Source organism: Streptomyces sp. NPDC047042 (assembly GCF_040644035.1).
GTDB lineage: Bacteria > Actinomycetota > Actinomycetes > Streptomycetales > Streptomycetaceae > Streptomyces.
This window is the reverse complement of sequence record NZ_JBEYVP010000002.1, coordinates 210,090-231,855: the sequence shown is the minus strand read 5'-3', so window position 1 is coordinate 231,855 and position 21,766 is coordinate 210,090. Positions and strand designations below refer to the sequence as shown.

Here is a 21,766-nt window from a genome sequence, read left to right as displayed (position 1 = left end):
CGCCAGTCCGCCCCCGGGGAAGATCAACCGTGGCCCGCCGCGCCCTGTCCGTCACCGTCACCGTCACCACGCTCACCGCGACGACGGCTCTTCTGCTCACCGGATGCGGCGGGGGCGAGAAGTCGTCGCCGGACGACATCAAGGGGGCGGATTCGGGAGTGAGTAGTCCTTCGGCATCGGCCTCAGTGTCAACATCGGCGCCGGCCGGGGCCACACGTCCGGTTGTCACGCTGCCCGCCAACTTCCAGCTGACGTTCGAGGACTGGACGAGCGGCGATCCCGAGGAGCAGGCCCTCCTCACCGACGCCAAGGAACAACTCCGGGCCTGATACGCGTCGATCATCGCGAACAAGCCCGACGGCAATGAAGCCCTCGCCTTCTACGACACAGAATCGGGTCTTGCACAAGACCGAGAGTGGATCAAGACATACACGGACAAGAACCTCACGGTGCTCGGCAAACTGCCCGCATTCGACCCCAAGGTCACGATCGGCAAGAACAAGACCTCGGCGGCCCTCTACTACTGCACAGACGAAAGCAAGGCCTACTCGAAGAACCGTAAAACCGGCGAGGTGGAGGGAAATCCCGCCGGGACAGACCCCGAGATCTTCTACATGGCCAGCCTGGCCAAGAACGAACAGGTCTGGCAGAACGTGTCGCTCCGTTCGGAGCGGGGCGCTTGCGCGCGATGAGGCGCTTTCACGCATGGCCGCCTCTGACAGCTGCGTCGCTCATCACGGTCCTCCTGACGCCCGCATCGGCCCACGCTGTCGGAGGTGGCGGCGTCAACGGGCCAAGCCGATCGCCCTCCACCTGAGCCCCGGTACGCCGGACGCGGAAACGTACCCCACCTCGGGCGACTGCACGATCAACCCCGACGGTTCGATCGGCACCCCGTACACGCAGGGCAACGCCGGCAAGACCCCACCCTGCGGCATCAGATACCTCCGCGCGACAGACGGCAGCCCCTACCAGCTGACGGCGTCCATCACCTGGCAGATCACCACGCCTTCGTGCAGCGAGCCGACCATCCGCTCTCCTTTCCATCTTCTGTTCGGTTCGATCAACGAGCTATGCCGCGACGAGGTCACCCCCACGTACTTCCCTCGCCGCCCATCCCTGCTCAGCGGCTGCCAGCCCCACAGGTCGGCACACGAGCCGACCAGAGCCAGCCCCCGCCCCTCCTCCATGTGCGTGAGCCGCGTCAACACCTCTGCTGAGGACGGCGGTTGGGGCGGCTCGGGGTCGCCGTCCCATGCGCCGACGCGCAGTACGCCGGCCCTCATCCGCAGGCGCAGGGCGACGGGGCCCACCACGCGACAAATGCGCCTGGGGCAGAGCTGCGCAAGCTGCGCGAGGCCGCTGGCCTGAAAGCCAGCGAGGTGGCGGCGTTCCTGAACTCGACGTCGACCCAGATGAGTCAGGTCGAGGCAGGCATCGCAGGCGTCAGCAGTGACCGTATCCGTCGCCTGGCAGCCCACTACGGCTGCACGGACCAGGCGTTGATCGAGTCGTTGGTGACAATGGCCGGCGAACGGGGACAAGGTTGGTGGGACGAATACCGGGGAGTCCTGCCTCCGGTGAACCTGGACTTGGCCGAAGCGGAGCATCACGCGTCGCTCCTGCGTGAAGTCCTCATCACCTACGTACCCGGACTCCTCCAGACCCCCGACTACGCCCGAGCCCTCTTCGCGTACATGCGCCCTGAGCTGCTCGAGAGCGAGCTGACACCCCGAGTGGAATTCCGCATGGGACGCCGCACGGTCATCGAGGGCGACAGCCCCACTCCGTACGAGACGACCGTCCACGAGTTCGCCCTGCGCACCCGCGTGGCCGACCGCCAGGTCTCCCGGGCTCAACTCCGGGAGATCCTGGACCAGGTCGAGCAGGGACACGCGACCGTGCGCGTCATCCCCACCGACCAGGACGGCTTCGGAGGTGCCGGTGCCTCGATGATGTACATGGACGGTCCGGTACCCCAACTGGACACCGGGCTGCACGAAGGCGCCACTGACACGGTGTTCATCGACGCGGAACCCCAACTGAGGATGCTACGAACGCTTTTCCATAGGGTGGAGAAGGCGACGCTGGACCCCACGGCGTCCAGGGACTTCATCCACCGTCTGTCGAAGGAACTGTGAGGCGCCCCTCATGACTCAGGCCCCGAACTGGCAGAAGTCCACTTTCTCCGGCGGCGCGGAGGGCAACGCCTGCGTGGAGATAGCCGACTTGCGTACCCGGATCGCGATACGCGACTCCAAAGAACCCGCCCGTGGCGCCCTTTCCTTCCCCACCCTCGCCTTCACCACGTTCATCAGCAGCCTCAAAGCGGACGTGCGATAGATTCACACGCGCGTACTGATACAAGCGTTGCAGGTGTTACGGGGGCGGGATACGCGTGTCTCACAGGCCGGCGGACTGGCACATACTCGACCTGGACCAGGACCCCACCCCGGGCGACCCCCAACGCATCCGCAAACTCGCCGGCACGCTGCACGACTTCGCCGAGGACGTCTCCGAGGCTCTGCGCAGTATCAAGGGGCTGGCCACCGAGGACGAGATCCTCTCGTGGGCCGGTAAGACGGCGGAGGTGTTCGCGGAGGAGTTCGCTGACGCGCCGAAGAGACTCCGCAAGCTCAAGAAGTCGTACGACCTCGCCGGTGACGCCCTCGCCTCCTTCTGGCCGGACCTGGAAGTCGCCCAGGAGAAGGCGGACAAGGCCCTCCGCGACGGACGCACGGCACACGCGGATCTCACCTCGGCGCAGTCAGCCCTCTCCGGCGCGAACGACTGGGTACGCACGGCCACCGAGAAGACGGATTCGTACGACCCTGCGAAGAGCCCGCGTAACGACGTCCCGAAGCCCGACGAGGCCGAGGTCCGCCGGGCCACGCGCAACGCCCAGCACGCCAAGGAGAAGCAGGCCTCCGCCGAGCGGGATGTCGCGAGCGCACAAAGCGCCCTGGACGCGGCGAAGAAACTCGCTCAGCAGGCCCGGGGGCTACGCGAGGAGGCCGCCCGCCGCACGGTGAAGAAGCTGGAGGAGGCCTCCGACGCCGGTATCCCCAACCGCCACTGGTGGGAGGAGATCGGCGACTGGGTCACCGACAACTGGGACGAGATCGTCACGGTCTGCAAATGGGTCGTGACCGTCGTCGGCATCATCGTGATGATCATCGGCGGGCCGTTGGGGTGGCTGGTGTTCGCCGCCGCATTGATCGTGATGGCGGACACGTTAAGAAAAGTTCTCAACGGCCAGGCGGGCTGGGGCGATCTCGTATGGGCAGCCTTGGACTGCATACCCGCCACGAAGGGCTTCACCAGCATCGCCAAACTCGGCAAGCTGTGGAAGGCCGGGGGGCTCAAGGCCTTGGGCACCGGGTTCATGAAGGGCATCGGCGGCGGCCTTCTCAAGAAGGCGTCGCAGATCAGATCCGGGGAGGGTATTCGCTCGATCACCCGCCCATTCAAGGGATCAACAAGACTCTTCGGCGGGACGATTCCTTACCGAGCACTTTCACCAAAGGCAAGGCAGCTCGCACGAGATTTGTCCAAAGGACCCGTACGCATCAGACCGAACGAGGTCAATGTGTCCCACATGGCCGAACTTCAGAAATTCCACGGCGTGGAGCATGCGGTGGTCCAGAATTCTGCAGGAGAAATGAGACTGTTCCAGGGAGAAGAAGTCACCACGATAATTCCCAGAAATCTGCGCGACGAGGGTTACAGGTTCACAGTCCACACGCATCCTGAAGATCGAATTCCCGGCCCACCCGACGAACTCGAAGCGGCGCGCGGCACCAAGAACAGCATGAGCCGCGACCTGGACAACAAACGTACGCCGCACACGGAGGTGGTGATCAGCCGAGACGGCAACCTGCGGTTCTTCGACAACAACGGCGTACTGGACCTGCCACAAGGAACTTATCCACCAGGAGGGCCGATCGGTGAGCGCGGCGGAATCATTCCCGTGCCCGGCCTATAGTGTGCACACGCCTTCCGCCGGCACCCGCACCTACCGAAGCGACAGGTAAAAAATCATGCCCGACCTCAATCGATGCCAGATCTGCGGCGATCCGGCGCCGCCAATCCCTGGCCAGTGCGAAGAAGTGACCGGATACCGGCTGATCCGGGATCCGTGGGCTGCTGTCCCCGCATTCCTCGACGGAAATATCCATTTTTCATGCCTCGAGGGATCCGACAGGAGCACAGAATTCCTGGTGGACTTCACGCGGATGCTGCAGGCGGGGCACGAGGAGGTTGTCAGCCTGGACGGATCCTTGCCGCCACTGACCAGGATGGGGTTGAGCATGACCTCGATCTTCTCCGGCTCAGAATGCAGCGTGTTCCAGAGCACCGTTGCCGACCGGTGGATGGTGGTGAAGCGTACAGGCCCCTGGTACAGGCTGAGGCACACGGATCTTCTTCGTATCGCCGAAGGGATCACACCGAAGTCCCCATCCGAGGCCATCACTTACCGCTTGCCCATGGACCTGGGCGCCCAGGTCTCCGAGTGGAATCTCCCCGAGCTGCTCACGGCCCTCGGAGTCGAGGGCCGGTATGCCACGTCGGCAGGCCCAGAGCCAGTCGAGTACGAGGTCCTCGACTACTACCCGCCCAAACTCCTCCTGGAGTATGCGGCCGTAGCATCGCTGCCCATTCCCGCCGAGGCGCTCATATTCCTGGCGGAGTACGCGACTACCTACGCACCTATCCGATTCGATGATGTGGATTCCACGCAAGGCTAGTCAGATTCTTGATCGTCGCCGGCATCAGACTGTAGGTGGATCTATCTCCGACCCCGATCAGGGGGGAGATCGGAATCCGCGCTAGCGAAAGGAGATTGCGTTCCAGATGTCCAGTTTCTCGCTGGCAGTTCCCGATTCCTGGTGGGAGTTCGAAATCCGCCCCGAGGGCAGGGAGGCAACCGTTCGTGCTCTGGTCGACGAACGGGTTCGTGAAGTCCCCGAACTGGCCTCCTATCGTGCCGATTTGACGGCAATGCTCCGCAAGATGGCGAAGGACGCCCACGAGTCAGGTGCCCTCTACCTGGGCTGCATGGCGGAGAACTTCGACGGCGTCCCGCTCTCCGCGACCGTGACCGTCTCCGTACTCGGCGCCAAGAACACGCAAGGCGTCGCCCTGTCCACCGACCCCCGCGCCATCGCCGACAGCCTCCGCACCATCACGCCTCGCCGAGAGGGCGATGCCTGGCGTACGGTCACCACCGTCGATATCCCAGAAGTCGGCGTCGCCGCACGGACATTCGGCGTCGAGGACGTTCCTGTCGCACAGGGCGACAGCCGTACTCTCCGGATGGTGCTGACCCAGACGTATATCCCGGTCCCGGGAACCACCGATCAGGTCGTCCTCGTCTCAGGGGCCAGCCCTGTGCTTGACCTGGCGGAGGCGTTCCACGACATCTTCGACGCCGTCACCGGAACGTTCCGGTTCATCTGATCAGCGGTGCACTTCTTCCGGTTGGCCCTCGTGCAAGAGCCTTCGCCTTCCACCTTCCTTTTCAAGGCCGAGGTCGACGGCACCCACGAGTTGTTCCTGGCCCTCGACAAGACACTCGACTCGATCCGGCCTACGGACGCCAACGGCAATCCCGTCGCAGCGGTTCGCATGAGTCTCAGCGACGGGAACGTATCGGGGGACAGGAGGGCCGGCGACGACGTGGAGATGCTTCACTTTCCGTACGTCATAGGCGTGGCGTGTCACACAGCCTCGCGATGGCGAACTCGACGAGTTCATCGAGGTCGGTTTCCCTCGGCGTGCCGCTCTGGGTGTTCCACTCGGCGACGAACCACGCGCCGTGCCATTCGGCACGCCACACATCACCGCGCCGGTTCTCGAACTCGACGAAGCTCCCGGTTCCGCCGTCCATCAGCCGAAGCTCCTCCACGAGCCGCGCCGGCTCGGTGAGGCCCCGTCCCGGGTTCGTGCTCCTGCCCCGGTCCGCGTGTTGGCGTACCGCATCTTCAGGAAGGGGAGCGGCTCCCGGTCGAGGTGGTTCAGGCGCAGCATGCGGTACCTGGTGATGGCCTCGTCGAGGGTTTCCTCGCCGGAGAACTCGCAGGCGTACGCCGGGAAGGTCAGCCGGACGTGTGGGGTCAGGTCCGGATTCTCCACGCGGTAGAAGCGGTGGACGTCAGGGGCGATGCCCACGACCGTGTCGAAGCGATGTCCTGCGGGTGGTTCGAAGCCGTCGAGCGCGCCCAGGAAGGGGTTGCGGGCGAAGATCGCGTCCTCGTGATCCCGGGCGAAGCGGAGGGTGCTGACAGCGAGGTCCTGGTCGTAGGAGTTACGGCCGCTCAGCTGGAGCAGCCGATTCCCGTCGGCGGACAGCGCCCCCGCGAAGTCGATGCCGGGCGCCGGCGACCAGTGCCAACTGTCGGGCAGGCCTGGAAGCGGCTCCGCGCCACGAAAGCCGGTCACTATGGCATGAACGTCCATGGCCCTTCACGACCTCATGATCCGTCGATCCCTCGATCCGCCAATCCCCCGGTCCTCCGAGTGACACAGGGCTGCCTGTACCCGCCGAGGATCTCGTCCGCGCCAGTCGCCGTCGTCGGAGACGTCAACGGCCACCGTGTCCTCACACCTCACACCTCACACCTCACACCCGCTCAGGATCGGCGACCACGCAGGGCCCGCCAGGCGTCCTCGGCCGCGTACGTGCTCTCAAGCCGCCAAGTCTCCAGCTTGTCCCGCACCTTTGACACCGCCTTCCGCCACTTGAACCATCGCGGCAGCTGGGAGAACGGTACGAACGTCAATGTGTCGTCGACGGCGTTCTCGGCGAGCCCACGATGACCCACCGCGCGCAGCGCGGCGTACAGCTCCGGAGTCAGCTCGCCGTTGAGCCGCGCCGCAGCGCCCGCCGCGGTGAACGCGAACCCTCGCTGCTCACGGTCCGGCAACTGCATCGCCCTGATGATGCGCGGCGAGGCCTCGGCAAGAGAGCAGTTGAAGGCCAGCCCGATCGCGGCGGAGCCGAGTGAGCTCTCGCCCCGTTCGTACGCCTCGTCCCACTCGGTGGGATCGTCGAAAAGCAACAGGCTCTCGTCGCCGTCCCAGTTCCACCCGGCCACCTTGTTCGCCTCCTCCCGAGGTCAGCTACGTCGGCGCAGGGCCTGCCAGGCATCTTCGGCCATTCCTGAGGACCGCAACCACCACCCCTCCAGCGGCGACGCCTCCTGAACCAGCTACTCGGCGAACCGAAACGTCGAAGTGATCGCGTCGAAGATGTCGAAGAACGACTCCGCCAGGTCCAGCACCTGGCTGCTGCCCGCCACCAGTGCCACCTTGCCCTCCTGGCCCGGTACCGGGATGAACGTCTGCATCAGCACAGCGCGGATGGTGCGGCCGAGTTCGTCGCCCGGTACGGCGATGTCCTCCACCCCGTACGTACGCGCCGCCGGGCCGACGCCGGGGATGTCGACGGTCGTCACCTTCCGCCAGCTGTCCCCTTCCCGCTTCGCCTCCTTCAGGGCCAGCTGGCCCGCGATGACCGCCGGGTCGGTCGACAGCGGCGTACCGTCCTGTGCGCGGCCGCCGACCATCGAGACCGTCACCGAGCCGGTGATCGGGGTGTCGCCGCCGAAGCTCTCCGCCATGCAACCGCAGTACAGCGCACCCGACTTCCACGCGTCCGCCGCCGCCTTCTGGAGGAACGTCGTGTACGTGTCGCGGTGCTGGGCCAACTCCGGGCGCTGCCGCAGCCGTTCGTCGACCATGCGGCGGATCGAGTCGTCGCGCGACTCGGGGCGTACGTCGAACTCCCACCACGACTCCGGGACCTTGATCCGGAAGCCGCCTCGCTCGACCGTCTGCGCTTCGCTGTAGCGGGCCATGTCCTCTGCTTCACCCCGTTCGCTCGATCTGCCGTGCCGGCAGCGTTCCGTTGTACGGTGCCGGTCGGACGTCGGTCAGACGCCGATCAGACTACGAGGCGGTCCAGGGGGACTCACACATGGGCAAGGGCAAGTCCGACCTCACGCTTCCGCTGAGCGAGCTGGAGGACTACGGCAGCCGGCTGCGTTCCATCAAGACCCGGCTGAACCACACCAAGAAGCTCTTCGCGTCCTACAAGGACGACATCGGCGACGGCAGCGTGAACGACGCGCTGGAGGACTTCGAGTCCAACTGGGAGGACGGCCGCGAGGACATCACCCAGCAGCTCGACGCCCTCGCCGACATGTCGGACGCCGTCGTGCGCGAGTTCAAGAAACTGGACGACGAACTCGCCAAGCAGGTCAACGAGAAGATGACCACCAAGGACACCAGGGACGGCGGCAAGGGAAGCCCAGGGGACAGGTGATCCGGCCCCCGACGTTTCAGCGTCAACCCCTATGAGACGAACTCCCTCTCTGCCGGATCAATTCACACGCGCGCAGGTCGTCGGGATCTGGCCGCCACGCACTACATACCAATCGCTTCCGAACCGCCCGCACTGTCGATACCTGGTCCCACCGCGGTTGAACGTCATGACGCAGCTACGAAGCTGGTCGCCCCGATAGACGTAGTGGTCCACCGGACTGTTCGGGTTCGCGGAGAACTCGCCCCTGCCCGGTCGTCTGACTGCGACCTTTTTCCCTGACACCGTCAGCCATACGCACTTGCTCTCGGTTCGGCCGGGAGTAGACGCCGCAAGCCCTGTAAGTGGAGCGGAAACAGCAACCACCGGAGCCGCAGCCGGGAAGCCCAGTGTGCCCGCGCACAGGGCTGCACAGGGCTGCACAGGCGAAGTTGATCAATCGATTCATGCGTGATTCAACGTGGACCGTGCACTGCCGCTATGGCTCCTGCCCAAGGTTCACCCCTGCAGGTGACTGCCTCACCCCACCTCGTTCTCCGCCACCGCCTCGCCCCGTACCGTCACATCCCCGCCGTAGAACAGGCCTGTGAACACCGGCGAGTACGTCAACTGCACCTCGACCTGTACCTCGTTGGCGTTCGCCGCCACGCAGTGGGACGCGCCCGTGTCCGCGGCCGACATGCCCATCTCCTGGGCGAAGGCCTTCACGCGTGCGTCGCAGTTCTGGAAGTTGATCGGGGCGCCCGCCGCAGCGTTGCCGTAGAGGGCGTCGAGGTCTATGTCCTGGGCGGCGTAACGCGCCGCCTGTTCCGCGATGTCCGCCGCCCGTTCCCGCTTCGAGATGGACATGCCGCCGTCGATCACGAAGGCGGAGAGGGAGAGGAAGAGGAGGGCGAAGATGATCACGGCACCGGCGCCCGACCCGCGGTCGTCCAGGTGGGCGCGGCGTGTCCTGCACCAAGTTGAGCACTTGGACCAGGTAGAACCGGTGGGCCGGGCGGACCACGTACCCGCCGAGGTCCCAGCGCCGCCTTCCTGCCGACCGATCCGACCACTCCGGCCGATCGTGCCAATCCGGCTCATCCGCGTCACCCCGCCTTCCTCTTGAAGGGATCCAGCGGCGCCGTGAACGACCCCGTCAGTCGCGTCGGGATGTCCAAGCCCAGCATGGCCAGACCCCGTACCTGGCAGCTGACGTCGACCGAGAAGAGGTCCGCGTCCGCGAAACCGGCGCTGGTCTTGGTCACCGTCACCGGGCCGTCGCAGATGTCCGTCAGGTCGGCCTCCGCCGCCTCGCGGGCCTCCGCCATGGCGAGGCCTTCCTCCCACTGCAGGGAACCCGAACGGGCCGCGTCCCGTGCAGCCCCGTCCACTGCCCCGCGCCCGTCGACCAGTTGGCCGAAGGCCACCAGGACCAGGATGAACATGATCATCACGGGGGCCAGGATCACCACTTCGACGGTGGACAGGCCGCGGTCGTCGTCCCGGCTGCGAACCGGGTTTGCCCGTACGCGAGTTACGAGAGCAGGGATGTCCATCAGTTCTCCCCTTCCCGTACGAACCGCTCCACCGGCCCCACCGACTGCGCATGCACCGTCAGATCGAACCCCGGGAACACCGTGGGTACCCGTGCCGTGATCTCCACGCCCACCGTGTTCTGCTCCGGCTGGAGCATCGTCACGTTCGGTGCCAGGACCAGGCTCGGGCCCAGTTGCTGGATGTAGCTGTCCACCACGTCCTGCGCCTCGCCCCGCCAGACGCCCGGCTGGTCGTGCGCCATGGCGCGGGCCTTGCGGGCGCCGGCCTGGGCCGCCGCCTGGGCGACGTGGTCCGCGAAGAAGTACAGCGCGAACTGCACGGTCGCGAAGATCATGAAGAAGAGTACGGGCGTCAGCAGCACGAACTCGATCGCGGTCATCCCGGAGTCGGACGAGCGAGGAGAGCCGGGCGTACGAGGAGAGCCGGGCGTACGAGGAGAGCCGGGCGCGCGGGAGCCGAAGTCGCCGGAACCGGAGTCGCCGAAGCCGGAGGCGCCGGAGCCGGCCTCCCGGTTTCCGCCCGTGCCGGCGTCACCGCGGGTGGACGCCGACCTGCGTGCGGCCTCCACCCTGCGGCGTACCCATCTGTCTGCGCCACCCACGAGCAACAACCCCGTCAACTCGGCCCCGTACACCCCGTTTTCGTACGTGCGATCAGCAGGTGCCGCTTGCCTTGGCGCCCTTGATGCAGTCGCCGACCTTGTTGGCACCGTCGCTCAGCGCGGTGTTGATGATCGCGGCGACCACGCCGACGATCGCCACGACGACCGCGGAGATGATGACCCACTCGACCGCGGACGCACCGCGGTCCAGCTCGCCGGAGCGGGCGCGCTGCACCCGGGCCTGCAGGAAAGTGACCAGGAAGTCCATTACCGGGATCCCGGTGTTGAAGTTCCGTCCATTCATGGCGAGTTGTCCTCTCAAAGCGAATCTTGGAGCATTGGCAGTACTGGGGAAACGACTCAGACCTGGAAAACGCGCATCGCCGCCGGATAGATCAGGAACACCAGGAACCCCGCACACAGCAGCAGCTGCGCCACGAGCATCGACTGCGACTTCTCGCCCGCGCTGCCCTCGATCTCCGCCAGTTCGCGGTGCCGCATGGTCTCCGCGCGGGAGGCGAGCGACTCGCGGACCTTCGCGCCGTCGTCCGCGACCAGGGCGAGGGAGGCGGAGAGGTCCTTGAGTTCCTCGACGCCCAGTTCCTCGCCCAGCGCACCGAGCGCCTGCCACTGACTGGTACCGGTGATACGGGCGTCCGCGAGGGCGTTGCGGATGCGCTGGGTCGCCCAGCCGTCCGACACCTCCGCCGCCGCCATCAGCGCCTCGGGCAGACCCCGGCCGCCGGCCAGGCTCATCGACACGAGGTCGAGGTACGCCCCGATCACCCGCCGCAGGTCGCGCCGCTTCTCGGCCGCGTCCCGCCGTACCTCCAGGTCGGGGAGGAAGAAGAAGACCAGCGCGAAGAGCAGCGCCAGCCAGACCGGGATGGCCGGGCTGCTGGCCATGCTCAGCGTGTAGACGATGACGAAGAGGAACGGGCCGAAGAACAGACCGGCCGCGCCCAGCAGCACCTTCGTCGCGAGGAAGTTCTCCCAACTCCGGTCCAGGACAGCGAGGTCGGCCCGCAACGAACGCTGCTCCCAGCCCTGCTGGAAGTAGACGTCCGAGACACGCGCGCCCACTTGGGCCCGGAACGAGCCGATCCGACCGGCGTCCTGCGTGCGATGGGCCGACTCGTACGCCGCTCCCCGCGCCCGCAGCGCGTCGATCCGCGCGACCTGCGAGACCGCACTCCGCTTCGACGGCATCAACGCCCGTACGAGGACGTAGATACCGAGGCCCAGAGTCGCGCCGACCAGCACGGGCATGGTCAGGTCGTTCATCGACGTACCCCCTCTTCAGCACCCGCGGCTCCGGCCCCGAACGGGGGCTGCCCCGGCGCGGCCTGGGCAGGTGTCCTGGGCCGCACGAACTGCACCGAGGAGTTGTCCCGTACCAGGAAGCGTTCGGGCGTCTCGATGGTCGACAGCTTGCGCAGCCACCAGAAGCCGAGCGCGAACAGGCCGCAGACGCAGGCGAGTACGAGCTGCCCGATCGGCGTGCCGTACGGCTCGACGAACTCCCGGTTGAAGATGGCGAGTCCGAGGACGAAGCCGACCGACACCACGACAACGATCTGTACGGACCGGCGAGTTGACGACCGCTGCGCCATGACGCGCTGCCGCATGTCGACCTCCTCGCGCGCCGACTTGGCAAGTGCGCCCAGGACTTGACGCAGACCCGGGCCACGCAGCCGCGCGTTGAGGATGAGCGCCGCCACGATGATGTCGGCGGACGCGTCGTTGATCTCGTCCGCGAGCTGCTGGAGCGCGTCGGGGAGCGGGGTACGGGAGCGGAGCCGGTCGACCATCGCGTCCAGGTGCGGACGCAGTACCGGGGCCGCCGCGCGGGCCGACGCCGGGATCGCCTGTTCCAGACCGACCGCGCCGGCGATGGTGTCGCGCAGCGACTCCGTCCAGGAGGCGAGGGCCTCGACGCGCCGCATTCCGGCCCGTTCCTCCGCCGCGCCGCCGAAGAGGCGGTCCCAGAAGAAGACGAGGACGCCGGCCGCGATACCGGCCACCGCCCACCGGGTGAGCACCAGCACGGCGAGTCCGACGAGCGCGGCGAGCGAACCGCGTTGCCCCGCGAACTTGATGAGTTCGTTGGCACGTTCGCTGGCCTTCTGCTTCTCGTGCTCGGGCTTGGCGGGCAGCCCGCGGATCGCGATCGCGAGCAGCGCGAGCCCGCCGCCGACGGCGATGCCGGCCACGAGCGCGTACAGAACCTCCATGGAGAACAGTCCGCCCATGGAGCCGAGCGAGCCGACCGCCATCGAGTGCGTGTCCCCGTACGCGTAAGGCGACGCGTGCGCCGACGCGTGCGTCGACGCGTGCGTCGACGCATTACCGCTGAGTGTCGTCGTGATCATGGTCATGGTCACCCCCAGTTCCCGCCGGGCAGCCGGTACCCGTGCGCGACCAGTTCGTCGAGGCAGGAGATGGGCGCGTGCGGCACGATGCGGCCGTCCGGGGTCTCGGCGAAGACCTCGCTGGACAGCACGCGGCCGTCCACGCCGTTGACCTCGCGGACCGACGTCACCATGCGCTGGAGGCGGCCGCCCGTCTGGTAGTTGTTGCGCCGCTGGATGAAGACGACGAAGTTCACGGCGCCCGCGACGAGCATCTGGCTGGCCTCGATGGGCAGCCGCTCGCGCGCCTGGAGCGCGTACGTGGAGATACGGTTGAAGACCTCGTGCGAGCTGTTGGCGTGGATCGTGGAGAGCGAGCCGTCGTTGCCCTGCGACATCGCGTTGAGCATCGTCACGATCTCGTCGCCGAGCACCTCACCGACGATGACGCGGGAGGGGTTCATACGCAGCGACCGCCGCACCAGCTCGGCCATCGAAATCATGCCCTGCCCCTCGGAGTTGGGCAGCCGCTCCTCGAACGCCACGACGTTGGGGTGGAGTTCGGGAAACTGGTCGAGGCCGAGCTCCAGCGCACGTTCGACGGTGATGAGTCGCTCGTGCGGCGGGATCTCGTTGGCGAGGGCGCGCAACAGCGTGGTCTTACCCGCGTTCGTAGCACCCGCGATCATGATGTTCTTCCGGGCGCGCACGGCACAGGCCAGGAAGTGCGCGACTTCCGGAGTCACGGTCCCGTTCCCGACCAGGTCGGAGATGAAGACCTTGCCCATCCGCGCACGACGGATGGAGAGCGCCGGCCGCCGGGTCACGTCCATGACGGCCGACAGACGGGACCCGTCCGGCAGCCGCAGGTCGAGCTGCGGATTGGCGGAGTCGAAAGGGCGGGAGGAGAGCCCGGAGTAGGCGCCGAGCACCTGGATCAGCTCGATGAGCTCCTCGTCGGACTCGGCCACCGGGTCACCGGCGACCTCACGCCCGTCCGAGTACCCGACGAAGACCTGGTCGTACCCGTTGATGTCGATGTTCTCGACGTCGACGTTGTCGAGCAGCGGCTGCAACCTGCCGACCCCGAACAGCGCGGCGTGCACAGCAGCCGCGTACTGCTCCTCGGTCTCGGCGTCCAGCGGCGTACGCCCGGCGTTGATCTCGGTGCGGGCGTAGTCCTCGAGGATCTGGGCTATGACGGCCCGCGCGTACTGCCGCTCGTCCTCGCCGGACATCGGCGTGACGTTGGAGGCCTGGTCGAGCCGACGCTGCTCGGCGATCCGGTCACCGGCTTCCTGCCGGAACCGTTTGACCAACGAGTGGTCGACAGCGGTCATCGCCCGGCTCCGGCATGACCGGAGTACCCGGTCTGCTGCCCCGGCTGCTGGCCATGCTGCTGACCGGGCAGGTGACCGCCTGCGCCCTGCTGCTGGACCTGGCTGGGTACGGACCACGCCGCGCCGTACTGCTGATACAGATCCGAAGTCACCTTGCGGGCCGACCGGATGAGCATCGACTTGTCGAGCCGCCCGCGCTTGCGCCCGGCCAACTGCTCGGCCCCGGCCGGGTCTTCGGCGAGCGTGCCGACGACACGGGCACCCGTCTGCGCGTGTACGAGCATGTCGTTGACCTGGTTGACCAATTTGCCCGAGTTGTTCGGGTCGGCGACGAGGATGACCCCGATGAGGGGGGTCGCGAGACTGGCGGCGCCGCGCGAACCGCCGTGCAGCTTGGTGGAGAGAGCGGCGGCGCGGTCGCGTACACGCGCGATGGCTTCCGGCTCGGTCCTGGAGATGAGCAGCACGAGCGCGGCATGCGGGAACAGCTCGACGACAGGGGTGTCCCCGCTGATGCGTCCGCAGTCGGCGATGACGTCGGCGGGCGCGTTCGGGGAGTCGGCGAGCTGCGCGAAGGCACTGCCGAGGGTGGGCCAGAGCCCCGCGAGCCCGGCGGCCTGTTCAGCGATTCCCAGCCCGACGAGCACTTCGAGCCCGCCGCTCAACGGCTGTACGTGGTCCCAGAGTTGATCGGGGACGAGGCCGCGCCGCGCGGTCGCGGCGATGGACAGCATGCCGGTGTTCGGGTTGAGCATCCCGCCGTGCGCGGCGGCACTGCGGTACACGAGGTCGCCGCCGGCCGGGTCGGTCTCGGCGAGCAGTGCCCGCCGAGGCCAGACCGCCGCGAGCGCGACGGCCGCGGTGGTCACGCCGGGTGAGCCCTTGTCGGCGGCAAGAACGATGAGCGCCATGGTTCCGGGGCCGCCTTCAGCTGCTGGGGATGAGCACGAGGGCCACTTGACCGGTGGCGGCGGCCTGGGCGAGGTCGGCGGCTTTGGTGGCGTCTACGGTGAGGGTGACGGGGAGGTTGGTGCTGCTTATTACCTCACTGTCATCGGAGTTCTTCACCTCGGTGACCTTCGCCTTGTCCACGATCAGACTGGTGCCGGCGCCGGACGAGGAAGAGCCGCTGGCACCCGTACTGGAGCCCGTACCGGTGCCGTTGGAGGTGACGCGGTAGGCGGCGACGAGGTCTCCCTGCTTGAGGCCGATCGGGTACTGCCCCTCCTTGAGGGAGAGCCCCACAATGGCCTGGCCGGCGACGAGGCCCGTCTCGCCGGTGAACATCTGCCCGACGGGGACGACGCCCTCAGGGATCGCGCTGACGGCCTTCAGCTTCATCAGGCCGGTCAGCTGCTCCCACGGGATGTAGTCGATGCCGTCGGCGGCCGAGACCAGGACGGACGCCGTGTTGGCCTTGCTGACGGACCCGCCGGCCGGAATCGGCTTGGTCACCTTGACGACCTCGATCCGGTCCCCCGCCCGCAGCACCAGCATCGTCGCGCCCAGCGCACCGACCAGGATCAGCAGGACCGCAAGAGCGGCAAGAGCCGGTTTGCGCTCGCGAGGCGGCGTCGGGAGCCGCTCACCGGACATCGGCTGAGCGGGCACCGAGGAACGGCCGCCGCCCGCACCCGTACGCTCTTGGATCTTCACGCAACAGCTCCCCGTACACCCAAGAAAAATTCTGCCAATTCAATCGCCAAATAGGACACTTCACCCGCGATACGCGTGATCCACGCGATCCGCCCTCGCTGGGACGTACCGGCCGACCCGGCCAATTAGCCAGCGCTGGAGTGAGTGTCAAGCGATGGCACCGTATCAGCCGCACATAAGCCCCTCAAGGCGCGTTCTGGATCGTGAACAGCGAGGAGCACAACGTTATTCACGTGCAACTACGGCCGTACGGTTCCCCGTTGGGCACGGCGATCCGGTAAGGGCCCGCGCTGTGCGCGCGCGAACTGTTGCCGACCCGACATCCCCAGGTCAGCAAACCGCGGCCACCGCGCCCACCTTCACCACGGGTCACTCATGAGGCCTGCACGATTCGCTCACGCGACGGGGGCGGACCGGTTCCGCCTCACGAGGCCTCGAGGGTTTCACTACGGGCGGGCGCCCACCCGCAGCGCCGCCTCGAAGAGCTCCAGGACCTCGTCCGGACTCAGCTCACGCCGCTCCGGCCCTCCCGACGCCTCTCCCGACAGAATCCAGCCACCGTCCCACTCCACCCGCCAGACCTTGCCCAAGCGGTTCTCGAACTCCACGAACCCGCCGGAGGAGTTGGCCGGCTCGGGAATCTCCTGGCGGACGATCCGCGGGTACGTCAACGCTCGCCCGGGATTGGTACTCCCGCCACCGGTACGGGGGTTGTCAAAGCTCATCTTCACGAACGGCACCGACTCGCGGCCGATTTCTGCTGGATGGAGCATTTTTGTGTACCGGGCCTCCGCCTCGTCGAGGGTCTCTCCCCCTGAGAACTCGCAGGCGTACGCGGGAAAGACGATGTGCGTCACGGAGGTGAGGTCGGGATTCTGCGCCTTGTGATGCCCGTGCACCTCGGGGACGGCGACCGCGACGGCGTCGAACTCGTAGCCGGGCACCCGCAGACCCTCCATGAAGCCGAGGAAACGCCCCTCCCCGCAGTAGCCCTGCTCATGGGCGCGGGCGAAGGACAGCACTCCACCGCCATGCCCCGTCCAGGCCCTCGAGGGGCGACGTTGCGGAAACCGGCGATGGTGGCCTGGAGATCCATGGTTCCTTCCAGGCGTGGGGAGCGGGGAGGCGGGAGAACCGGGTGATGGGAAAACCGGGAGTGGGTACCGGTCAGGAGCACGAGTAGTCTGGGCCTGTCTCCTGGCTGTATCTGGCGTCCATCATGGCTCCTCCTCGCGAGTTCTTACTCTTCTCCATGGCCTCCATGTTGTCCGGATCGTTGTAGAAGTCGTTGCGGCTCGCCCGGCCGGTGAGCCTGCCCTCCCGGTTCCAGTGGTCCACCACCGCTTCCCGGTGCTCATAGGTGCAGGCCCTGGACAACCTGGACACCATCCCCCCGCATTGGCCGCACTGGCCGCCTCGCCGCGAGATCATCCGCGCCGAGACGGGTGGCGACATGAGCCAGTTCGGCACCGCGCACCACCTCGCCTCCTGGATCGGAGTCTGCCCCGGCCAGAACGAATCCGCCGGTGTCAGCAAGTCCGGACGCACTCGCGTCGGCAACAGCAACCTCAAGCGTCTGCCGGGTGTCGCCGCCATGACCGCCATGACCGCCATCCGGAACAAAAACTCCTACCTGCGCGACTACTACTACCGGCCGGCGGCCAGGCGAGGAGGTAAGCGGGCGCTGGTCGCCGTCATGCACAAGCTCGCCATCCCGATCTGGGACGTCATGAAGGATCGCGTCCCCTACCGCGCACTCGGCGCCGACTACCTCAGCAGGTGAGCGACCGGAATCGCCCTCCTCAGTCCTCGAAACGATGAGTCTCGCGCTTGTAGGGCTGGAGCACGAAGCTGATCCGGTGGGGTCGCCAGAGGTCGTCATTCTCGCTCAGAATCAGCTCGCCGTTCTTCCGAAGCAGCCAGATCGACTCGTACTGGAAGTGAAGTACGGCCTCACCGTCGATCTGCTCCAGCAAAGGGAGCACCAGGCGGAGCATGTCGTCCTGCTGGACGCCGACCTCGACGCCCTTGGCCATGCGGAACGCTGCGGAGACCGTCGGCGTGAAGTGCAGATCGGCGACAACGGGGTGCCAGGGGTGCGGTGTTCGCTCCTGGGTCACCCGGATCGAGGTGCCGTGCCGGGTGTTCACGCCCGGGTCCAGGAGCAGGTCGGGAGTGACCGTGGCATCGAATACACCGATGCCCTTACCGATCTCAGCCAGCCGAGCCGCGACCTCGGTCGCCGACGACTCCGTCGCGCACTCGAGGTCGTAAGAGATTGCCATGCTGATCCTACGGATAGAGGTGAACTACATTGCCGGCACGGTCAATGACCACGACCTCTTTCAGCCCCTCCATGGGCCAGTCCTGGAACTGCGACTGCAATGCTCCGAGGTCGGCGTCGCTGTCTCCCAGATTTAGGACCACCCGGTCCGTCTGACCTGCGTCCACTTTCTTCTGAACGGCGGACCAGATAGAACGGGGATTCTTGGCGGTCGGAGCGTAGTTGTCGAATACCTGGCCTTCGATACGGAAATCAGGATTCTTCCCGTTGATCGTACCCGGCGTCTGTTCCACGTCGTAGCCCTGTTTTGCCAGGGTATCGGCGGAATGCACCTCCCGGCCTTTCGCCCGTACCGTCTCGGCGTCATCGTTCCTGCTGAGCGATTCCGGCCTCCCACGTGGCCGGGCCGCCGGATCAGGCTCACCCGACGGCTTCGTACGACCCGCCTCCGCCGATGCGTCCCAGTCACCGTCTCCTCCGCCTCCCCCACCGTTCCCGTCGGACGTCATGTCCACCCGGTCCGGCCCCGCCGCGTCCTGCATGATGTTCGCCATCCCGGCTCCTGCCAGGGACAGCCCCACACCGATCTGCGCGGCGGCGGCGACGTTGATGGGGATGCCGATGGCCGCCCCGAAGCCCGTGGCGTCCAACAGCCCACCGCCGATCTCCTCGCCGGCACCGAGGGCGGCGAGGCCGAGGCCGCCGAGAACCGTCATCGTGGAGCCGAGGTCGTCCACCATGGCATTACCGATGGACGCGAGATCCGATACGGCGACCTCGCCCACGTCCTCCAGGGCGTCCCCCATGTCACCGAGCAGATCACCGGCCTTGTCCCACCCGGAGTCGTGCATCCCGTCGTGGGTGATGGCGCGCTGGATCACACCGGCGGCCTTCTTCGCGGCACTGTCCCGCACGTCCTTCGCGTGCTGGAGCGCTGTCTGCGCGGCCGTGAGGTCGTCGGCGGCCCGGTCCCGCTTCTCCTTCAGCCGGGCAAGTTCGGGGTCGTCGTCAGGGGTGCCGTCCGGCAGCTTGTCGATGGCCGCCTTGGCCGACTCGTGGTCATCGTGGGCGGTATGGCCGTCCCGCAGCGCCCGGTCGGCCAGGTGCTGGGCGTGTTCCAGGGCGGAGGCCCAGTCGGCGGTGCTGTCGTCCCGGACACGCGTGCCCATGGCCTGCGCGGCCTTGTCGTAGCGGTGGTACGCCTTACGCAGTGGCCCCAACGTGTCCTTCGCGGTGTCGCGAAAGGTGTCGGCGGCCTTGGACTTCCACGACTCGACAGCGGACAGCGCCTCCACGTCGCCGGCCTCGCCCCGGATGTCGTCGGCGACGTCACGCAGCGACTGGCCAAGCAGCGCGATGGCGTCAGGGTCACCAGGGACCGGGTCGCCGTCCTCCCCCAACACGGACCACTCATGGACGGGGGGACGCCTCACTTCCCCGCCTTGGCGTCCTGTCGGCGCAGTGCGGCGGCCAGCTCCGAGTCGATCGCGTCGTAACTCTTCGCGGCGTCCCAGGTGATGGTGCCCAGCGTCCTGATCTGCTCGGCGAGATCCTTGCGGTGGATCTTCCAGTTGTCGGCGAAGTCCTGGAAGGCGTCGGCGACGAGCTGGTTGCCGAGTTCGGCGGTCGCGAACTCGTCGGCGGGGTTCGCACGGTTGGTGAAGGCGTCGTAGATCCGCTGGAGCGCACGCGAGCACTCCTTGATCCGCTTGGTGTCCGCCTTGATGTCACTCATAGATCTTGATGTCACTCATAGATGTCACGCATCGCCCGAGACTGTCCGACAAGCCGCTCCACCCTTACCGTGCCCCCCATGCGCATGCCAACAGAGGAATTTAGCGAGCTCGCTTGAGAGCAAGACAAGACAAGCACCAAGGGCGAGCAAAGGATCTTCGCGAGCCCGCCTCCGGGGCCATCACATGTTCGGGCAAGATCAGGAAACGACTGACACCCGCAAGAGCCTTGTACTGCTGTCGGAACCCCACGCCTCCGGCTACGGACGGACGGTCGAGACCCCGTACGGAGAGCCGGTCAGTTTCACTCTGGCCACCGGTGAACGCGTGAAGGTCGATACCAGCACCTTCCCGACGCGGGACGCGTAAGAGGTCGGGAGTCGGATCGCGTCCTGTGCTCCGGTGGGGCATACGCCCGCCGGACAGCCACCGCTCGAACCGACAAACGGCTTACCGTCGGCGGTCTCTGAACCTGGGTTCTGGATCACTTTCAGTGCCAGGGCCACGGAGGGTCACCGAAACCGCGATCATGAACGGCCTCGTGCGGTGAGGAGGACGCGTTTGCGGAGCAGGTCGAAGTTGGCTCGGCCGAACATCTGCCTCTTCAGCATTTTGATCTTGTCGTTGTGACCTTCGACGGCGCCCGGCGGGAATTGGTGGGATGCGGGTTGTCCGCGAGGTCGTACACCGCGGCCGTGATGCGCATCGCCGCATCCTGGTGCCTCTCGTTGAGAGCGGCAAACTGGTCGACGGCAGCGTCCGACCAGACGATCTCGCAGGTCACCGTTTGCGCGTCCCGTCAGCGTTCAAACCGAAGCGCGCGGCAACATCCGCATGGGACACCCAGCGCCTGACGCCGGTCTTGCTCTCCTCTGCGGCGGCGAGATCGCGCTCGCCTTCGAGTTGCTGGAAGTAGTCGAGCAGCTCTATCGGAATCACAGCCGCGATGGGAGTGCCGTGATCCGTGATCTCCACAGTCCTACCGCCATGCCGCACTTCATTGACGACCTTGCCCAGGTTGTTCCGGGCATCCGTAAGCGTGTAGGAGGCACCCATGGTGCAAATCCTACATTTTGCAGGATACCGGCGAAGTGAACACGTACAGGGCGGCCAGAACGATCCGGTCTCGATACGCAGATCGGGGCACCGCCACGCCGAAAGACCCGGCTCCGTCCAGCCATACTGCTCTCAGGAGGTGAGCTGCCATGACTGTCATGAGCGATCTGATCGAGCGAGGCGGTATCCCCGAGGGATACAAGGTCGAGATCTTCGACGGAAGGGTGATCATGACCCCGCAGAGCCCCGAGCAGGACTGGACCGTGTCTGACGTCAAGGACGCCGTCAAAGCCGCGGGCATCGCTCGGGAACGCGTCTTCGGTGACGTCCTGGTCACCTTCCCTGGCGAGAACGACGCGGCGCCGGATCTGACGATCGTCGACTTCGACGCCGAGCGCCGGAAGAACAGCTACTCCTGTCTTGACGTGTTGGCCGTCGTCGAAGTCCCGTCCGAGCCGGACGACGAGAAGGACTACGTCCGGAACGTACAGAAGTACGGGCGGTTCGGCATCGACTTCTACATGATCGCCGACCCCTTCAGCAGGACGGTCACGCTGCTGTCGGAACCGCACGCCTCCGGCTACGGACGGACGGTCGAGACCCGGTACGGAGAGCCGGTCAGTTTCACTCTGGCCACCGGTGAACGCGTGAAGGTCGATACCAGCACCTTCCCGACGCGGGACGCGTAAGGGGTCGGGCAGGCCGGATCGTGTCCTGTGGTCCAGTGGGGCTCACGCACCCGCCGGACAGCTACCGCGATATCGGACAAGACGACTTGCAGTCTTACGCTGCCCAATCATTCGGGGACGAGCACGCTTCTGGGTGAACACGGGCAGGACACAGGACGCGTCGAATTCGCCCCAAAAAATTCACAAAGGCCCCT

Annotated in this window: 29 protein-coding genes and 2 pseudogenes; 11 read left to right on the top strand and 20 right to left on the bottom strand. The window is 66.5% G+C overall.

Going from position 1 to position 21,766, the window contains the following annotated elements:
• Positions 1-29 precede the first annotated feature (29 nt).
• The 3 genes and pseudogenes from ABZ855_RS02940 to ABZ855_RS02930 all read left to right on the top strand — a co-directional run.
• Positions 30-329 carry a hypothetical protein gene (locus tag ABZ855_RS02940; protein WP_360799907.1) on the top strand — a complete coding sequence of 100 codons (300 nt, stop codon included), beginning with the start codon at positions 30-32 and terminating at the stop codon, positions 327-329.
• Positions 330-449: 120 nt separating this feature from the next.
• Positions 450-692: a hypothetical protein gene (locus tag ABZ855_RS02935; protein ID WP_360799903.1), complete on the top strand. Its 243-nt coding sequence runs from the start codon at positions 450-452 to the stop codon at positions 690-692.
• Between the two features lie 100 nt (positions 693-792).
• Positions 793-1,005, top strand: a pseudogene (locus ABZ855_RS02930) (hypothetical protein); the annotation flags it as partial.
• 89 nt (positions 1,006-1,094) lie between these two features.
• Here ABZ855_RS02930 and ABZ855_RS02925 read toward each other — a convergent pair.
• Positions 1,095-1,310, bottom strand: a pseudogene (locus tag ABZ855_RS02925) (ATP-binding protein); the annotation flags it as partial.
• 72 nt (positions 1,311-1,382) lie between these two features.
• On the opposite strand from ABZ855_RS02925, the gene ABZ855_RS02920 reads away from it, so the two are divergent.
• From ABZ855_RS02920 to ABZ855_RS02900, 5 genes are all read left to right on the top strand, one after another.
• Positions 1,383-2,141: a DUF5753 domain-containing protein gene (locus tag ABZ855_RS02920; RefSeq protein WP_360799900.1), complete on the top strand. Its 759-nt coding sequence runs from the start codon at positions 1,383-1,385 to the stop codon at positions 2,139-2,141.
• A 10-nt stretch (positions 2,142-2,151) separates the two neighbouring features.
• The gene (locus ABZ855_RS02915) at positions 2,152-2,343 is read left to right on the top strand and encodes a DUF397 domain-containing protein (protein ID WP_360799897.1); all 192 of its coding nucleotides are present in this window, start codon (positions 2,152-2,154) and stop codon (positions 2,341-2,343) included.
• Between the two features lie 55 nt (positions 2,344-2,398).
• Positions 2,399-3,985 (top strand): putative T7SS-secreted protein, encoded by a 1,587-nt coding sequence (locus ABZ855_RS02910; RefSeq protein WP_360799895.1) that lies wholly within the window; start codon positions 2,399-2,401, stop codon positions 3,983-3,985.
• Positions 3,986-4,040: 55 nt separating this feature from the next.
• Positions 4,041-4,748 carry a hypothetical protein gene (locus ABZ855_RS02905; protein ID WP_360799892.1) on the top strand — a complete coding sequence of 236 codons (708 nt, stop codon included), beginning with the start codon at positions 4,041-4,043 and terminating at the stop codon, positions 4,746-4,748.
• 106 nt (positions 4,749-4,854) lie between these two features.
• A complete protein-coding gene (locus tag ABZ855_RS02900) occupies positions 4,855-5,460 on the top strand; it encodes a hypothetical protein (RefSeq protein ID WP_360799889.1) in 606 nt (201 codons plus the stop codon).
• Between the two features lie 244 nt (positions 5,461-5,704).
• On the opposite strand, the gene ABZ855_RS02895 is transcribed toward ABZ855_RS02900, so the two are convergent.
• The 4 genes from ABZ855_RS02895 to ABZ855_RS02880 all read right to left on the bottom strand — a co-directional run bounded on the left by ABZ855_RS02895 (position 5,705) and on the right by ABZ855_RS02880 (position 7,859).
• Positions 5,705-5,890, bottom strand: a complete 186-nt coding sequence (locus ABZ855_RS02895) for a hypothetical protein (protein WP_360799886.1) — start codon at positions 5,888-5,890, stop codon at positions 5,705-5,707.
• Positions 5,890-6,459, bottom strand: a complete 570-nt coding sequence (locus ABZ855_RS02890; RefSeq protein ID WP_360799883.1) for a hypothetical protein — start codon at positions 6,457-6,459, stop codon at positions 5,890-5,892. Before ABZ855_RS02890 ends, ABZ855_RS02895 begins: the two co-directional genes overlap by 1 nt.
• Before the next feature lie 173 nt (positions 6,460-6,632).
• The gene (locus ABZ855_RS02885; RefSeq protein ID WP_360799880.1) at positions 6,633-7,097 is read right to left on the bottom strand and encodes a hypothetical protein; all 465 of its coding nucleotides are present in this window, start codon (positions 7,095-7,097) and stop codon (positions 6,633-6,635) included.
• Positions 7,098-7,211: 114 nt separating this feature from the next.
• Positions 7,212-7,859, bottom strand: a complete 648-nt coding sequence (locus ABZ855_RS02880) for a hypothetical protein (RefSeq protein WP_360799877.1) — start codon at positions 7,857-7,859, stop codon at positions 7,212-7,214.
• Between the two features lie 119 nt (positions 7,860-7,978).
• On the opposite strand from ABZ855_RS02880, the gene ABZ855_RS02875 reads away from it, so the two are divergent.
• Positions 7,979-8,326: a hypothetical protein gene (locus ABZ855_RS02875; protein ID WP_360799874.1), complete on the top strand. Its 348-nt coding sequence runs from the start codon at positions 7,979-7,981 to the stop codon at positions 8,324-8,326.
• A gap of 516 nt (positions 8,327-8,842) precedes the next feature.
• Here ABZ855_RS02875 and ABZ855_RS02870 read toward each other — a convergent pair.
• From ABZ855_RS02870 to ABZ855_RS02820, 11 genes are all read right to left on the bottom strand, one after another.
• The gene (locus tag ABZ855_RS02870) at positions 8,843-9,259 is read right to left on the bottom strand and encodes a pilus assembly protein TadG-related protein (protein ID WP_360800279.1); all 417 of its coding nucleotides are present in this window, start codon (positions 9,257-9,259) and stop codon (positions 8,843-8,845) included.
• A 152-nt stretch (positions 9,260-9,411) separates the two neighbouring features.
• Positions 9,412-9,861, bottom strand: a complete 450-nt coding sequence (locus tag ABZ855_RS02865; protein ID WP_360799871.1) for a TadE family protein — start codon at positions 9,859-9,861, stop codon at positions 9,412-9,414.
• Positions 9,861-10,241 (bottom strand): TadE family protein, encoded by a 381-nt coding sequence (locus ABZ855_RS02860; protein ID WP_360800276.1) that lies wholly within the window; start codon positions 10,239-10,241, stop codon positions 9,861-9,863. The genes ABZ855_RS02865 and ABZ855_RS02860 overlap by 1 nt, the downstream gene beginning before the upstream one ends.
• Before the next feature lie 274 nt (positions 10,242-10,515).
• The gene (locus tag ABZ855_RS02855; protein WP_360799868.1) at positions 10,516-10,767 is read right to left on the bottom strand and encodes a hypothetical protein; all 252 of its coding nucleotides are present in this window, start codon (positions 10,765-10,767) and stop codon (positions 10,516-10,518) included.
• A gap of 56 nt (positions 10,768-10,823) precedes the next feature.
• Complete coding sequence (locus tag ABZ855_RS02850; RefSeq protein WP_360799865.1) at positions 10,824-11,747, bottom strand: type II secretion system F family protein; 924 nt, start codon at positions 11,745-11,747, stop codon at positions 10,824-10,826.
• Positions 11,744-12,715 (bottom strand): type II secretion system F family protein, encoded by a 972-nt coding sequence (locus ABZ855_RS02845; protein ID WP_360800272.1) that lies wholly within the window; start codon positions 12,713-12,715, stop codon positions 11,744-11,746. The genes ABZ855_RS02850 and ABZ855_RS02845 overlap by 4 nt, the downstream gene beginning before the upstream one ends.
• Before the next feature lie 128 nt (positions 12,716-12,843).
• On the bottom strand, positions 12,844-14,154 hold the full coding sequence (locus ABZ855_RS02840) for an ATPase, T2SS/T4P/T4SS family (RefSeq protein ID WP_360799862.1): 1,311 nt from the start codon (positions 14,152-14,154) through the stop codon (positions 12,844-12,846).
• A complete protein-coding gene (locus ABZ855_RS02835; protein WP_360799859.1) occupies positions 14,151-15,065 on the bottom strand; it encodes a hypothetical protein in 915 nt (304 codons plus the stop codon). The genes ABZ855_RS02840 and ABZ855_RS02835 overlap by 4 nt, the downstream gene beginning before the upstream one ends.
• 16 nt (positions 15,066-15,081) lie before the next feature.
• On the bottom strand, positions 15,082-15,810 hold the full coding sequence (locus ABZ855_RS02830) for a hypothetical protein (RefSeq protein WP_360799856.1): 729 nt from the start codon (positions 15,808-15,810) through the stop codon (positions 15,082-15,084).
• A 446-nt stretch (positions 15,811-16,256) separates the two neighbouring features.
• Positions 16,257-16,832 (bottom strand): hypothetical protein, encoded by a 576-nt coding sequence (locus tag ABZ855_RS02825; RefSeq protein ID WP_360799853.1) that lies wholly within the window; start codon positions 16,830-16,832, stop codon positions 16,257-16,259.
• Between the two features lie 145 nt (positions 16,833-16,977).
• Positions 16,978-17,187, bottom strand: coding sequence for a hypothetical protein (locus ABZ855_RS02820; protein ID WP_360799850.1), 210 nt, complete (start codon positions 17,185-17,187; stop codon positions 16,978-16,980).
• Between ABZ855_RS02820 and ABZ855_RS02815 the strand changes: the two genes are divergently transcribed.
• A complete protein-coding gene (locus ABZ855_RS02815; protein WP_360799847.1) occupies positions 17,171-17,593 on the top strand; it encodes a transposase in 423 nt (140 codons plus the stop codon). The two genes, ABZ855_RS02820 and ABZ855_RS02815, sit on opposite strands and share 17 nt — an antisense overlap.
• Before the next feature lie 19 nt (positions 17,594-17,612).
• On the opposite strand, the gene ABZ855_RS02810 is transcribed toward ABZ855_RS02815, so the two are convergent.
• The 4 genes from ABZ855_RS02810 to ABZ855_RS02795 form a co-directional block, all read right to left on the bottom strand.
• Positions 17,613-18,095 (bottom strand): SitI3 family protein, encoded by a 483-nt coding sequence (locus tag ABZ855_RS02810; RefSeq protein WP_360799844.1) that lies wholly within the window; start codon positions 18,093-18,095, stop codon positions 17,613-17,615.
• Positions 18,096-18,102: 7 nt separating this feature from the next.
• Positions 18,103-19,527 carry a putative T7SS-secreted protein gene (locus ABZ855_RS02805; RefSeq protein WP_360799842.1) on the bottom strand — a complete coding sequence of 475 codons (1,425 nt, stop codon included), beginning with the start codon at positions 19,525-19,527 and terminating at the stop codon, positions 18,103-18,105.
• Positions 19,524-19,829, bottom strand: coding sequence for a hypothetical protein (locus ABZ855_RS02800; RefSeq protein ID WP_360799839.1), 306 nt, complete (start codon positions 19,827-19,829; stop codon positions 19,524-19,526). Before ABZ855_RS02800 ends, ABZ855_RS02805 begins: the two co-directional genes overlap by 4 nt.
• A 778-nt stretch (positions 19,830-20,607) precedes the next feature.
• Positions 20,608-20,883, bottom strand: a complete 276-nt coding sequence (locus tag ABZ855_RS02795; RefSeq protein ID WP_360799836.1) for a type II toxin-antitoxin system Phd/YefM family antitoxin — start codon at positions 20,881-20,883, stop codon at positions 20,608-20,610.
• A 149-nt stretch (positions 20,884-21,032) separates the two neighbouring features.
• Here ABZ855_RS02795 and ABZ855_RS02790 point away from each other — a divergent pair, with 149 nt between their 5' ends.
• On the top strand, positions 21,033-21,572 hold the full coding sequence (locus ABZ855_RS02790) for a Uma2 family endonuclease (RefSeq protein ID WP_360799833.1): 540 nt from the start codon (positions 21,033-21,035) through the stop codon (positions 21,570-21,572).
• Positions 21,573-21,766 lie beyond the last annotated feature (194 nt).